The organism is Bradyrhizobium sp. SK17 (genome assembly GCF_002831585.1).
GTDB lineage: Bacteria > Pseudomonadota > Alphaproteobacteria > Rhizobiales > Xanthobacteraceae > Bradyrhizobium.
This window is the reverse complement of record NZ_CP025113.1, coordinates 3,032,032-3,045,290: the sequence shown is the minus strand read 5'-3', so window position 1 is coordinate 3,045,290 and position 13,259 is coordinate 3,032,032. Positions and strand designations below refer to the sequence as shown.

Annotated in this window: 12 protein-coding genes; 6 read left to right on the top strand and 6 right to left on the bottom strand. The window is 63.0% G+C overall.

Going from position 1 to position 13,259, the window contains the following annotated elements; all coding sequences use genetic code 11:
- Window positions 1–88 precede the first annotated feature (88 nt).
- Window positions 89–949 carry an SDR family NAD(P)-dependent oxidoreductase gene (locus tag CWS35_RS14165; RefSeq protein WP_024580412.1) on the top strand — a complete coding sequence of 287 codons (861 nt, stop codon included), beginning with the start codon at window positions 89–91 and terminating at the stop codon, window positions 947–949.
- An 86-nt stretch (window positions 950–1,035) separates the two neighbouring features.
- A complete protein-coding gene (locus CWS35_RS14160; RefSeq protein WP_100952252.1) occupies window positions 1,036–2,139 on the top strand; it encodes an alkene reductase in 1,104 nt (367 codons plus the stop codon).
- 203 nt (window positions 2,140–2,342) lie between these two features.
- On the opposite strand, the gene CWS35_RS14155 is transcribed toward CWS35_RS14160, so the two are convergent.
- Window positions 2,343–2,816 (bottom strand): MarR family winged helix-turn-helix transcriptional regulator, encoded by a 474-nt coding sequence (locus CWS35_RS14155; RefSeq protein WP_100952251.1) that lies wholly within the window; start codon window positions 2,814–2,816, stop codon window positions 2,343–2,345.
- Window positions 2,817–2,889: 73 nt separating this feature from the next.
- On the opposite strand from CWS35_RS14155, the gene CWS35_RS14150 reads away from it, so the two are divergent.
- A complete protein-coding gene (locus tag CWS35_RS14150) occupies window positions 2,890–4,065 on the top strand; it encodes an NAD(P)/FAD-dependent oxidoreductase (RefSeq protein ID WP_100952250.1) in 1,176 nt (391 codons plus the stop codon).
- 98 nt (window positions 4,066–4,163) lie between these two features.
- Here the strand turns inward: CWS35_RS14150 and CWS35_RS14145 are convergent, their stop codons facing one another.
- On the bottom strand, window positions 4,164–4,397 hold the full coding sequence (locus CWS35_RS14145) for a helix-turn-helix domain-containing protein (protein ID WP_024580408.1): 234 nt from the start codon (window positions 4,395–4,397) through the stop codon (window positions 4,164–4,166).
- A gap of 462 nt (window positions 4,398–4,859) precedes the next feature.
- On the opposite strand from CWS35_RS14145, the gene CWS35_RS14140 reads away from it, so the two are divergent.
- The 3 genes from CWS35_RS14140 to CWS35_RS14130 all read left to right on the top strand — a co-directional run bounded on the left by CWS35_RS14140 (window position 4,860) and on the right by CWS35_RS14130 (window position 9,047).
- Window positions 4,860–5,735: a LysR family transcriptional regulator gene (locus tag CWS35_RS14140; RefSeq protein WP_024580407.1), complete on the top strand. Its 876-nt coding sequence runs from the start codon at window positions 4,860–4,862 to the stop codon at window positions 5,733–5,735.
- A 194-nt stretch (window positions 5,736–5,929) separates the two neighbouring features.
- Window positions 5,930–8,101 (top strand): bifunctional diguanylate cyclase/phosphodiesterase, encoded by a 2,172-nt coding sequence (locus CWS35_RS14135; RefSeq protein ID WP_100952249.1) that lies wholly within the window; start codon window positions 5,930–5,932, stop codon window positions 8,099–8,101.
- A gap of 133 nt (window positions 8,102–8,234) precedes the next feature.
- On the top strand, window positions 8,235–9,047 hold the full coding sequence (locus CWS35_RS14130; protein ID WP_100952248.1) for a tetratricopeptide repeat protein: 813 nt from the start codon (window positions 8,235–8,237) through the stop codon (window positions 9,045–9,047).
- A 29-nt stretch (window positions 9,048–9,076) separates the two neighbouring features.
- On the opposite strand, the gene CWS35_RS14125 is transcribed toward CWS35_RS14130, so the two are convergent.
- From CWS35_RS14125 to CWS35_RS14110, 4 genes are all read right to left on the bottom strand, one after another.
- Window positions 9,077–9,922 (bottom strand): alpha/beta hydrolase, encoded by an 846-nt coding sequence (locus tag CWS35_RS14125; RefSeq protein WP_210202791.1) that lies wholly within the window; start codon window positions 9,920–9,922, stop codon window positions 9,077–9,079.
- A gap of 172 nt (window positions 9,923–10,094) precedes the next feature.
- Window positions 10,095–10,808, bottom strand: a complete 714-nt coding sequence (locus tag CWS35_RS14120; protein ID WP_100952246.1) for a hypothetical protein — start codon at window positions 10,806–10,808, stop codon at window positions 10,095–10,097.
- 166 nt (window positions 10,809–10,974) lie between these two features.
- A complete protein-coding gene (locus CWS35_RS14115) occupies window positions 10,975–12,717 on the bottom strand; it encodes an ABC transporter substrate-binding protein (protein WP_168226328.1) in 1,743 nt (580 codons plus the stop codon).
- 110 nt (window positions 12,718–12,827) lie between these two features.
- Entirely contained in the window at window positions 12,828–13,154 is a 327-nt protein-coding gene (locus CWS35_RS14110; RefSeq protein ID WP_024580401.1) for a DUF2160 domain-containing protein, read from the bottom strand.
- Window positions 13,155–13,259 lie beyond the last annotated feature (105 nt).

Sequence of the window (13,259 nt, the reverse complement as noted above, 5' to 3'; positions counted from 1 at the left end):
TTCGCCGAAGGTCAAGCGGTCACGTCGCCTCTCGCGCGCCGGCATGCTACTGCTCCCTGACAACAACAAGACGTCAGGGAGCACGCTCATGTCGACCACAACCCACGCACCGAAAGCCATCGATCCCTCCGCCTCGCTGCATGCCGAAGCGCTCGGGCTTGCCAAAAACCATGGCCGCCTCGCCGGGCGGCGCATCATCGTGGTTGGCGCGGGACAGCGCACCACCGTCGACGCGGAGCCGCCGATCGGCAACGGCCGCGCCATGAGCGTGCTGTTCGCGCGCGAGGGCGCCGCGCTCGCCTGCCTCGACGTCAACAAGGAAGCCGCCGACAACACCGTTGCGCAGATCACCGGCGAAGGCGGCAAGGCCTTCACCGACGTGGTCGATGTATCCGACATCGCGGCGATCGCGCCCGCGGTCGAACGCTGCGCCAAACAGCTCGGCGGGCTTGACGGGCTGGCGCTGAATGTCGGGATTTCCTCCGGCCTGTCGCTGCCCAAGATGACGGCGGAAGCCTGGGACCGCGACTATGCCGTCAACGTGCGCAGCCACATGTTGTTCGCGCAGAAGGCGCTGGATCTGATGGCGCCGGGCGGCGCGATCATCCTGATCTCGTCGATGGCGAGCCAGCGCGCCGGCGGCCGCAATCCCGCCTATGAATCCTCCAAGGCGGCGCAGATCGCACTGGGCCGGGCGATCGCGCGGGCCGGCGAGGACAAGGGCATTCGCTGCAACGTGATCGCGCCCGGCTTCATGGACACGCCGATGGGCCGCGATGCCAGCCGCCGGCGATCGGATCGCGCCCTGACAGTGCCTTTCGGCCGCCAGGGCACCGGCTGGGAGGTCGCCTATGCCGCGCTGTTCCTGATTTCGAATGAATCCTCCTACGTGAACGCGCACACCCTGTTCCTCGATGCCGGCCACATGGGCGGAATCGTGCGCAGCTAGCCTGCAAACCGCGCATGGACAGGCCATTGCGCTGACCGCGACAATGCACAAGTCTCCTGCATCCATCACATCCGGAACATTTGCCCATGAGCCAACCGACCAAACTCTTCGAGCCCTTCAAGCTTGGCGCGCTGACGCTGCCGAACCGCCTCGTCATGGCGCCGCTGACGCGCAACCGCGCGGTGCCGCCCGGCATGGTGCCGAGCCCGCTCGCGGTGGACTATTATGGCCAGCGCGCCTCGGCCGGCCTTCTGATCACCGAAGCCAGTCAGGTCTCGCAGCAGGGCCAGGGCTACCAGGACACGCCCGGCATCTATTCGAAGGAGCAGGTCGCGGCCTGGCGCAAGGTCACCGATCGCGTGCATGAGCGCGGCGGCCGCATCTTCATCCAGCTCTGGCATGTCGGCCGCATCTCGCACACCTCGTTGCAGCCGAACGGCGGCGCACCGGTGGCGCCGAGCGCGATCCGCGCCAAGACCAAGACCTTCGTCAACGGCACCTTCGCCGACGTCTCCGAGCCGCGCGCGCTCGAATTGTCGGAGATCCCCGGCATCATCGAGGACTTCAAGCGGGCGACCGCGAATGCGCTGGCGGCCGGCTTCGACGGCGTCGAGATCCACGGCGCCAACGGCTATCTGCTCGACCAGTTCGCCAGGGACAGCAGCAACAAGCGCACCGACGCCTATGGCGGCGGAATCGAGAACCGCGCCAAGCTGATGCTGGAAGTCTCCAAGGCGGTCACCACCGAGGCCGGCGGCGAGCGCACCGGCATCCGCATCTCGCCGGTGACGCCGGCCAACGACGTCTCCGACGCCAATCCGCAACCGCTGTTCGACTACATCGTCGACCAGCTCAATGCGCTGAAGTTGACCTATATCCACGTCATCGAGGGCGCGACCGGCGGCCCGCGCGACAACGCGCCGTTCGACTACGCCTCGCTGCGCAAGCGCTTCAAGCAGGCCTATGTCGCCAACAACGGCTACGACGTCGCGCTGGCGGAGAAGGTGCTGGAGGCAGGTGCGGCCGACCTGATCGCGTTCGGCAAGCCGTTCATCTCCAACCCCGACCTGGCCGAGCGGCTCAAGGCCGGCGCCCCGCTCAACGAGTGGGACAAGGCGACCTTCTACGGCGGCGGCGCCAAGGGCTACACCGACTATCCGACGCTGAAGGCGACGGAAGCGGCGGAGTAAGATCGGGCTTGATCTACCTCGTCATTCCGGGATGCGCCGCCAGGCGCAGACCCGGAATCCATTGATCCGCATCACACGCGTCGAAATGGATTCCGGGCTCGCGCCTTGCGCGCCCCGGAATGACGAAAGTGCTTGCTGCGATGGCGATTAATAAGGGCCGGATCGCTCCCGGCCTTTTCGTTGCGCGCCTGCATGTCCGATTTCTACGCGTCGACGGCTTCCCCGCTCTCGACCTCTTCCGCCACCATCCGGTCGAGGTTGCGGTTCAGCCGCCGCAGCAGATCGAGCAACGTCGCCGCCTCGGCCGCGCTGAAGCCGGCCAGCGCCTGGTCCTGGCTGCGATGGAGCGCCTTGCGCGCGGCCGGCAATCTCGCCCTCGCCGCCTTGGTCAGCGAGACCAACTGGCTGCGGCCGTCGCCCGGCATCGGCGTGCGCTGTATGAGGCCGTCGCGCTCCATCCGCACCAGGATTTGCGCCATCGATGGCTGCTCGACCTTCGCGGCGCGAGCGAGATCGCGCTGTGACATCGCCTTGCCATCACGCAGCAGATACAGCACCGGCAATTGCCCGATGCTGAAACCGAGCGGCTTCACCCGCCGCTCGCCGAGCCGCAAGAAGCCGCGCGAGGCCATGTTGACCAGCGGTGCGGGACGATCGAACAGGTCCCAATCGGTCACAATCTCTCCATTTACATAGGTCCCTATTTATACTACATAGTCTCCTATGTAACTTGATGTCAGCGTGGTGTCCATGAGTTCCATTCGCATCGCGATTATCGGCGCCGGCCCAGGCGGCATGACCCTCGCACGCCTGCTGCACCTTGCCGGGATCGAGGCAAGCCTGTTCGAGCGGGAAGGTTCGGCAGACGAGCGGCCGCAGGGCGGCACGCTCGACCTGCATGCCGACAGCGGCCAGCTGGCGCTGGCGCGCGCCGGGCTGACCGAGGGATTCCTGCGCATCGCACGTTACGAAGACCAGGGCAGCCGGCTCTACACCGGCGATGGCCGGCTGCTGCTCGCGGATGACGACATGACCGGCGACCGTCCCGAAGTCGATCGCACGGCGCTCCGCGACCTGTTGCTGCAGTCCCTGCCGCCGGATGCCGTCGCCTGGGGCCGTGGCTTGGGTGAGGTCCTGCCGCGTGAGGACGGCGGCTATGATCTCGTCTTCGACGGCGCACGCGAAGGTCCGTTCGATCTCGTAATCGGGGCCGACGGCGCTTGGTCGCGGGTGCGGCCGCTGGTGTCACGCTATCAGCCGCAATATAGCGGGCTGACCTTCATCGAGTTCGGCATCGACGAGGTCGATACGAAGCACCCTACCCTCTCGCAGCTGGTCGGCCGCGGCAAGATGGGCGCCGAGAGCGCCGGCCGCAACCTGATCGTCCAGCGCAATGGAAGGGCGCATCTGCGCGGCTATGCGATCTTCCGCGTGCCGGTCGAATGGGCCGAACGGCGCTTCGACGTCAGCTCGCCATCCGCGATGCGCAGCGCGCTGCTCGGCGAGTTCGACGGCTGGGCCGATGCCCTGCTCGATCTGTTCCGCGCCAGCAACGACCAATTCGCCCTCCGCCCGATCCACGCGCTGCCGGTCGGCCATCACTGGACCAACCGCCCGGGCATCACCCTGCTCGGCGATGCCGCGCATCTGATGTCGCCGTTCGGCGGTGAAGGCGTCAACGCGGCGATGCTGGATGCGGCGGAGCTGGCACGGCACCTGGTTGGAACGCTGGATTGGCGCGAGGCGGTTCGCACCTATGAGGCCGAGATGTTCGCCCGCGTCGCCGGGCCCGCCGGTGAAGCCGCCGAAGCCGCCGCGACCGAGCTGTCGCATATCAGCCAGCAACTGACATTGGCGCATCACCAAGCGCACATGCAGATGCGCGCGGCGGCCGTCTCCTCCGTTGCGCGAGGAGACGAATCGTAACCTCACTAACGAGCAACTCTAGTTTGATTGACTCAGGTTCAACGGCTGCGAGCCAGAGGGCGCCTGAGTGGATCGCCAAGGTGCAACCATGTCGAATGCTACGTATCGAGCTCCACGAAAAAGGCGTCCATCGGCAGCCCGAATAATCGAGCGATCATACAGAGTTTCCTGGCAGAAATTCCGTCGGCCCCATCCTCGTATCTTTGCAGTTGCAGCAACGAAACCCCAATGAACCCGGCGAGCGCTGCCTGCGTCAGACCGCCTAAAATGCGTCGCTGTCGAATATTCGCACCGATCATCCGATCGATCTCATCAAGACGACTACGCGCCATATCGGCCTGCGCTTGTTACCGGCGTCGTTCTCATCCACCATTGATGTCGGCGTAGCTGGTCAACTTCAATACATCGCCTGCGCAGATTATTTTCATCAGTGTGAATTTTATTTGCCGTGCTTTCGGTTCAAGATTGTACGAATCTTGAAACGGTTTGCGGGGATTCGTTGAGGAACTTTTTGTCCCGTTTATTCGTTCGGACACCCCCGAATCGGGGAACACGCAGACGGGCGCTGGATATACTCCATCGGTCAACCTTCGCGGAACCGGCCGCGGACTCCCTTGTTTCCAACCTTCCGTCACGGCCCCGGTCGCGCCTGCGGCCTGTATACCTTGGCGGATGCGGATTGCGATTTGCCTGCGGAGCCAGGCTCGAAATTGCTAGGCATCGCGCCGGCGACAATAATGCCAAACGCCCCGTCGGGCGGCTCGCGTATCTGAAATGTCCATGAGGATGACGAGATGTACCTGCGTCGCTATCAGGTTTACGAAGCCGTTTTTCGGTTGAAATCATTCTCGCGCGCGGCCGAGGAACTCAACATAACCGCCAGCGCCGTCAGTCATCAGATCAGGATTGTAAGTGAAGAAGTTGGCCGAACTCTGTTTGTACGCGACGTCGATGGAATTCAGTTCACGGAAACGGGGGCGCTGTTGGGGAACCGTTTGATGGAGTCATTTACGGACATCAAACACTCCATCAATGATGCGTCGCGGGAGAGGCTAGACCAGCTGCGCATAACCTGCTGCACGTCAATTTCGGCATCGATCATGCCAGGCATAGTCAAGGAACTGCTGGAAAGCGGCTTGGATGTCGATGTCGCGACAAATACAACGATTGACGACGTGGTGAGTCCAATCAATTGCGACGTCTTCATAACGACGGGAAATTCCTATCGATTGTTCGAGTATGAGGAATTGATGAGCGAGATCGTCGCGCCGGTGACTTCGTCGAAATCGACCGACGGCAATACATTCATTACGACAAAGGGCGTGGAGGCTTTGCTCCCGCTCCTGGGATTCGAGCAGCCATCCGACGTGCGACAGGTGCGATGCTCACTCTACGTCGCGGCTCTGGCGATGTGCTTGCAGGGGGTTGGCGTTGCCATTCTTCCGCTGTTTCTGGTTCGCCCGCATCTGGAGAGTGGAGAATTGATTCTCTGGAAGGAGGCATTCCTTCCGTCGGGACGCAATTATTCGATGGCTGTGAATAAATCGACCAACTTTGACAGCCGGATTTCTAAGGTACGAAAGATCATTCGGAGGAACTTCGCCCAAGTCGCGGGTTCCACTTTGGAGCACCGATCCGCGGCCGGTTCGAATGACAGGCGCCAGCTGTAGTCGTTGCGCAGGCAACCTTCTGCCGCTGCCCTGGGGAATGAAACGACTTCACCGACATGAATTCATTTGATCCCCGGGCCAGCAGCTCTTGCAGGAAGCATTAAAGAGTCCGTCGCTACGGTCGGTCGGAGCGCCCCCGCGGACATATCCTGCGTGGGAATCTCGATGTGTCCGCGCAGAGGTTGGTAACTTTGATGACAATACTCAATTGTGTTTTCCTCACACACAATATCTGGCTTGTGCTGATTGCGGCGCTCATCTGCGCAGGAGGCTCGTGGACGGTCATCCGCCTGTTCTACCGAGCATCCAACACCCAGGGAGCGCAGCGCCTCGGCTGGCATTTCCTTACGGCCGTCGCCGCGGGGGCGGCGATCTGGTGCACGCATTTCGTCGCGATGCTGGCCTTCGACCCAGGCGTGCCCGTTGGTTTTGATCCGATCCTGACAATACTGTCGCTCTTGATGGCCATGGCCGGCACATTCGCCGGCTTCCTCTTGGCGGCGACCAGCTCAACGCAGCCCATTCCCGCGATCGGAGGTGGCCTTGTTGGCCTGACCATCTCCGCCATGCACTATGTCGGCATGATGGCCTACCGGGTCCAGGGGATCGTGTCGTGGGATATGGTCTACCTGGATGCCTCGATTGTGCTCTCAGTCGTTCTTTCGGGCTTGGCGCTGCACTTTGCGATGCGCCGCGCCGCTGAAGTCGACAAGTATCTCGCCACCGGCCTCCTAGCGTTGGCAATCACCAGCCTGCACTTCACTGGCATGACGGCGTTCCAAGTCTTGCCGATGCGCATGGACGGCTCGTTTTCCGATCCAGCGGCGTTGTGGACATTGGCCATTTGTGTCGCCGGCGTGGCGCTGGTAGTTGTCGGCGCCGGGCTCGCCAGCTACCTGATCGACAATAGCACGCGCGCCGCTTCCGACGAGCAGCTCCGCTACATGGCGCTGAATGACACCCTGACCGGATTGCCGAATCGCGCGAGCTTTAATGCGCGGCTCGACCACGAACTCGACTTCGCCCGCAGGACAGGCGCCAGGATCGCCCTGATTGGCATCGACCTCGATCGCTTCAAAGAGATCAACGATCTTCGCGGCCATGCAGCGGGTGATGAGGTATTGAGGGTCATTGCGCAACGCATCGCAAACCTGCTCCGCGAAGGTGAGTTTGCCGCGCGGCTCGGTGGCGACGAATTCATGGCCATTCATCGACTGCGCGATGTGACCGCTCTAGAGGATTTTGTTAAACGGCTCGAAAACGCCTTCTCTCGACCGATCCAGCTCGATAACGTTGAGATCGCTCCGGGGGCCAGTCTCGGGATCGCGATCTACCCCGACAATGGCTCTGACAAGGCTACCTTGATCAGTAACGCAGACTTGGCCATGTACAGCGCCAAATCGGATATTGCGCGAGCCGCCTGCTTCTACGACCCATCCATGGGTGACCTGGTCCGTGCGCGACGAAATCTGGTCGGCGAGTTGCGCGATGCACTTGAGAACAATCAGCTGGATATTCATTATCAGGTGCAGACGTCTGTCACGACAGGGGAAATTTGCGGCTACGAGGCGTTGCTGCGGTGGGAGCACCCGCAGCGCGGATCTATTCCGCCGTCGGAATTCATTCCGTTGGCCGAGCAGAACGGTCTCATTCTGCAGATCGGCGAATGGGTGCTGCGAACCGCCTGCGCGAAGGCAGCAGTCTGGGAGCCTCAATACAAGGTGGCGGTCAACCTCTCTCCGATTCAGCTGGTGCACCACGATCTGCCCAAGCTCATTCTCGAGGTTCTGCTTGATACGGGACTGTCGCCTGAAAGGCTCGAGCTTGAACTGACCGAATCGACGATATTCGTGGACAAGGATCGTTCGCTGCACATTTTGCGCCAGATCCGAGCGCTCGGCGTCAGCATTGCGCTTGACGACTTTGGAACGGGATACTCTTCGCTCGAAACGCTGCGCGCATTTCCGTTCAACAAGATCAAGCTCGATCGTTCATTCATGCAGGAGATCGAATGCAGCCCACAGGCCAAGGCGATCATTCGTGCCGTTCTGGCGCTCGGCAAGAGCCTTGATATCCCAATTCTGGCGGAAGGGATTGAAACGGAAGGGCAGTTCGCCTTACTGAGCGCGGAAGGATGCGACGAAGCACAGGGCTATCTATTCGGGCGTCCTGCGCCGCTTCATCAGATCGTATCAAGCGGCCAACTGGCAATGACCGATCCACATGAAAGTGGGACGTTGGGAGATCGCTCGCCTGCTGTGCCGCTCATTTCTCCGGGCAGCGGGCCATCTGGTCAGGCCGCAATCCAAGCGGCCGACGGCGAACAAGTCAATGGTGCCGCCTGGCATCGTCTTCAGACCGGTTAAGTAGCCAGATCCTGCTGGCATGATGCTTGTGCGCGCGCTCGCAGTTGACAGGTATCGCACGGACTAGCCATCAACTCTGACGCCGCATAGCATGCCTCGTATCGGGCAAACCTGAAGACGGTCACGCGCGGGAATGAGCAAGGACAACGCCGAGGATATCGTTCGACGCGCGACTGTGGCCTTCAACGCCGGCCGGCACGGCGAGGCAATCGAGCTCTGCAGGCGCGGCCTTGCGCGGCAACCCGGCGAGCCGATGCTGAGCCATCTGCTGGCCGCGGTGCTGTTCGCTAAAGGCGAGATCGCGCCAGCGCGCAGGCATATCGAGACCAGCCTGGCGCAGCGCCCCGACAACGCTGCGGCGCGGCTGCTCGCCGCCCGTCTCGCCCGCACAGACGGCGAATTGGATGCAGCGTTGGCACATCTCGACCGCGCCATCGTGCTGAAGCCGCAACGCGACATCTTCGTGGAGAAGGCGCGCACGCTGGAGCTGGCCGGCCGCAAGGCAGAGGCGCGCGAGGCCTGGGAGGCGATCCGGAAGGCCATCCCCGAGCATCAGGAAGCCAATGTACGGCTTGGCCGGATGGCCTGGGAGGATGGTGACCTCGCAGGCGCGGCGAGCCTGCTCGCGCGCGCCACCGCGAGCGCGGCGCCGGCCTCGGTGTGGTTCGATCTCGGCGTGGCGCGGCAGGATCTGCGCGACCATGACGGCGCCGAAAACGCCTATCGCAAGGCGCTCGAGATCAGGCCCGACTATGCGGAGGCGGCGCTCAATCTCGGGATCGCGCTCCAGGAAAGTGGCAAGCCCGATGCAGCGATGCAGGCCTTCGCGCGCGCCTATGCCTTGCGCCCGCAATTGTTCGGGTCGATCGCGATGGCGCTGACCTCGGCCCCGCACGGCCGGCTGTGGCTCGATGAACGCGCGTTGCGCCAGGCGCTGGAGGGATAGCGCGAGCGGCGCACGAAAACGCCGCGCGCTCAGGCGGCGACGCGGTCGATCCAGGCTTGCAAAACCGCGAAGACTTCGGATCGGTTGGTCTCGTTCAGCACCTCGTGACGCGCGCCGCCGAAAATATGCCAGGAGACGTCTTTCAGGCCCGCTTCACGGTATCGGTCGATCAAGGGCCGTAACCACGCCAGACTGGCATTCACCGGATCGCAGTCGCCGGCGAACACGAACAGTGGCAACTGCTTGCGGATACGCCCGAGTTCGGACGGATCGGCGAGCCGCGATGCGATCGAGAACAGCGACTCATAGGATTCTTCGTTCACGTTGAAGCCGCAAAGGGGATCGGCGATGTACGCATCGACCTCGGCCGGGTCGCGGCTCAACCAGTCGAACGGTGTCCTGGCCGGTGCAAAGGCGGCGTTGAGATCTTCCAACCGCCAGCGGCCGGTCGAGGCGGCAGCGCCAAGCAGGTCGAGCGCGGTCGAGCCGGACAGCGCCACGCCGTCGACGAGATCGCTGTGGTCGAGCATGTAGAGCTGGGCGGCAAACGAACCCATGCTGTGCCCGAGCAGCAGCATCGGCTTTGTCCCTTCCTCCTCGCGCGCCGTCCTGGTGACTTGCACCATATCGTCGACCACGCCGGGAAAACCTTGCGAACCGAAGTCGCCGAGCTCGCCGGCTTCGGAGGCCGATTTGCCGTGGCCGCGATGATCGTTGGCGTAGACGGTGAAGCCATGGCCCGCCAGCGCTTGCGCGACCGGACGATATCTGAGAGCGTGTTCGCCCATGCCGTGCGCGATCTGCACGATGCCCCGGACCGGCGACGCCGCCTGCCAGCGATACACGCTGATCGACTTGCCGTCGGATGCACGCACTGTTCTTGTCGATTCACTGATCGCCATTGCCGCTCGCCTTGTTGCCATCAGATGGGGGCGCGACGCGATTACGTTGCGTCGCCACGAGATCGTACATTAGCATACCATATCGCCGCAACAGCCTGAATTCAAGATCAAGCCGCTTCGGCCGATACGATTTCCTTGAGCCGGCTCAGGAGGACGTGAGGCGCCCGCGCTTGGCGCGGAAATGCTTGCGATAGACATTCGGCGCGGCCAGCACTTCGCCCACGACCTTCGCATAGGCTTCCCGGTGCGCGTCGTCGAAGGGTTCGAACACCAGCTTCGGCGCTTCGCGCGGCACCACGAAACATTGCGCGACCGGCGTTCCCTTCGGCAACACGCCGGCAAAATCGGGCTGGGTCCACAGCGCCGGGAAATTGATCCCGCCGTCATGAAAGCGGTCGGCATCGACAAGCCCCGAGATCGAGCGGAACGGCAGGTCGTCGCGGTTGACCGGATGCATCGCGAACAGCGACCAGCCCGGCTCGAGCTCGATGGTCCAGAAGCTGTTGAACTTGAGCGCGGCCTGACCGTTGGCGAACGGCGCGCCGGCAAGCTGCGCGGCCGGATGGAAGCTGAGCGGTGCGCGCGGATGGCCCTGCGTTGCGGGCTCCGGAATCTCCCAATCCCAGGCGAAGGCGCCGCGCTCGACCCTGACGTCGCAAGGCAGCGGGATCATGACCCCATGGGCCATCGCATCGACGAACGGCGGGCATTGCTTGACCGTGCGGATCTCGCGGTCGTGGATCTCGGAATGCGCCTTCGCCGGCATCGCGCGCAGCCAATCGGGCAAGGCACTGCGCGCCGGGTAGGGCCGCGGCAGATGCTCGGCAAGCCGTGGATCGCAGCGAAAAATCATGCGCATGGCGAAACTCCCCGGTCATGATGCGACGACACACGGACGCATGATGACCTCATCGCCGTATTTGAGCACAATCCCGAACCGGCCTCCACCGCCCTCGACAAAGCAAAAGGCCGGGATTGCTCCCGGCCTTCTGTGGTTTGCGGATCGCGTGGGCTGGTACGCCGTCTTACTTCGCTTCGGCGCGCTTGGGCGGCGAGGCCGGCCACGACTTGATCAGCGTGTCGTAGTCGATCGTCTCGCCCTTCGGCTTCTCGTTCGCGAGCTTGCGCTGCGGAGCGATGGTGCCGTCCTTCTCGGCCTTCTTGTACCAGTACTCGGCGGTTTCCTTCTTGTTCAGCTTCGGTCCGCAGGCACCCTGCACACCGGACTTCTCAAGACGTTCCATCACCGAGTCCTGGGCCGCGGCGAGCGCGTCCATCGCGGCTTGCGGCGTCTTCGCACCGGACGACGCATCGCCGATGTTCTGCCACCACAGCTGGGCCAGCTTCGGATAGTCGGGCACGTTGTTGCCGGTCGGGGTCCACTGCACGCGCGCGGGCGAGCGGTAGAACTCGATCAGGCCGCCGAGCTTCGGCGCACGCTCGGTGAACGACTTGTCCCAGATGTCGGATTCACGAATGAAGGTGAGACCGACATGGCTCTTCTTCAGGCTGACCGTCTTGGAGACGATGAACTGCTGATAGAGCCAGGCCGCCTTGCGGCGATCGACCGGGGTCGACTTCAGGAGCGTGAGCGAGCCCACGTCCTGGTAACCGAGCTTCATGCCGTCCTTCCAGTACGCGCCGTGCGGCGACGGGGCCATACGCCACTTCGGCGTACCGTCCGCGTTCATCACCGCGATGCCCGGCTTCACCATGTCGGCGGTGAAGGCGGTGTACCAGAAGATCTGCTGGGCGATGTTGCCCTGCGACGGCACAGGGCCCGACTCGGAGAAGGTCATGCCCTGCGCCTGCGGCGGAGCATACTTCTTCATCCAGTCGAGATACTTGACGATCGAATAGACCGCCGCCGGGCCGTTGACGTCGCCGCCACGCTCGACCGACGAGCCGACCGGACGGCAGCCTTCCATGCGGATGCCCCATTCGTCGACCGGCAGGCCGTTCGGAAGGCCCTTGTCGCCGTTGCCGGCCATCGACAGCCAGGCGTCGGTGAACCGCCAGCCGAGCGAGGGGTCCTTCTTGCCATAGTCCATATGGCCGTAGACCTTGACGCCGTTGATCTCCTTGACGTCGTTGGTGAAGAAGTCGGCGATGTCTTCATAGGCCGACCAGTTCACCGGCACGCCCAGATCGTAGCCATACTTGGCCTTGAACTTGGCCTTGTATTCCGGGTTGGTGAACCAGTCGTAGCGGAACCAATAGAGGTTCGCGAACTGCTGGTCGGGCAGCTGATAGAGGTGACCGTTCGGCGCCGTGGTGAACGACTTGCCGATGAAGTCGTCGACGTCGAGCATCGGGTCGGTGACGTCCTTGGCTTCGCCCTTCATCCACTCCGTGAGGTCGACCGCCTGGCCGTAACGGAAGTGGGTGCCGATGAAGTCGGAGTCGTTGATCCAGCCGTCATAGACGTTCTTGCCGGACTGCATCTGGGTCTGGATCTTCTCGACGACGTCACCTTCCTGGATGATGTCGTGCTTGACCTTGATGCCGGTGATCTCCTCGAACGCCTTGGCGAGCGTGCGGGATTCGTATTCGTGCACGGTCAGCGTTTCGGAGACGACGTTGATCTCCATGCCCTTGAAGGGGGCAGCGGCCTTGATGAACCACTGCATCTCCTTCATCTGGTCGTCCTTGGAGAGGGTCGACGGCTGGAATTCACTGTCGATCCACTTCTTCGCGGCCGCCTCGTCGGCGCGGGCCGGCGCGACAAGCGTGACCGATACTGCGACCAGCGCGACCGCGCTGGTCATCGTCAAAAGTCTTTCTCTAGTCATTCGTAATTGTCGCATGTGATTCCTCCGGTTGCAGCGACTAAAATCCAGGCCCGGGTAGACCCCGGATCTGCTCTTTTTCGCGTTCTTCAGACGGTGCGAAAGATCACCACGGCTGAAAGAAGCGAAATTACCGTTCCGAGCCACAGGCTCGAAATCTCAACGCCCTCCCCGATCGGCAGGGTGAAAATCGGATCGGTGCCGACGAGCCCGATCCACAGCAAATGGATCACCGCCGCCAGCACCAGCGAGACGAACAGGCGGTCGCCGCGCGTGGTCGGGATCCGCAGCACGCCGACCCGCTCCGCCTCGGGATAGGCGATCGCGAGCCAGGTCATCATCCCGAGCGTGCAGGCCAGCAGCACGAAGAAGACCGCGGTCGGCCAGGTCCATGCCATCCATGCGATGCTATCCATGCCTCAGCTCCTTCCGCACGGCGCGGCACGCCCCCTCTCCCATGGGGAGAGCGGGTACGGTCTATCGATCGAGCGGAACCCCTCACCCGGATTTGCCGCTTCGCG

Coding starts and splice junctions, on each gene's coding strand:
- CWS35_RS14130 (WP_100952248.1), top strand. CDS start 8,235: ATGAGCAAGGACAACGCCGAGGATATCGTTCGACGCGCGACTGTGGCC.
- CWS35_RS14135 (WP_100952249.1), top strand. CDS start 5,930: ATGACAATACTCAATTGTGTTTTCCTCACACACAATATCTGGCTTGTG.
- CWS35_RS14120 (WP_100952246.1), bottom strand. CDS start 10,808: ATGCGCATGATTTTTCGCTGCGATCCACGGCTTGCCGAGCATCTGCCG.
- CWS35_RS14150 (WP_100952250.1), top strand. CDS start 2,890: ATGAGTTCCATTCGCATCGCGATTATCGGCGCCGGCCCAGGCGGCATG.
- CWS35_RS14115 (WP_168226328.1), bottom strand. CDS start 12,717: ATGACCAGCGCGGTCGCGCTGGTCGCAGTATCGGTCACGCTTGTCGCG.
- CWS35_RS14145 (WP_024580408.1), bottom strand. CDS start 4,397: ATGGCGCGTAGTCGTCTTGATGAGATCGATCGGATGATCGGTGCGAAT.
- CWS35_RS14165 (WP_024580412.1), top strand. CDS start 89: ATGTCGACCACAACCCACGCACCGAAAGCCATCGATCCCTCCGCCTCG.
- CWS35_RS14160 (WP_100952252.1), top strand. CDS start 1,036: ATGAGCCAACCGACCAAACTCTTCGAGCCCTTCAAGCTTGGCGCGCTG.
- CWS35_RS14140 (WP_024580407.1), top strand. CDS start 4,860: ATGTACCTGCGTCGCTATCAGGTTTACGAAGCCGTTTTTCGGTTGAAA.
- CWS35_RS14110 (WP_024580401.1), bottom strand. CDS start 13,154: ATGGATAGCATCGCATGGATGGCATGGACCTGGCCGACCGCGGTCTTC.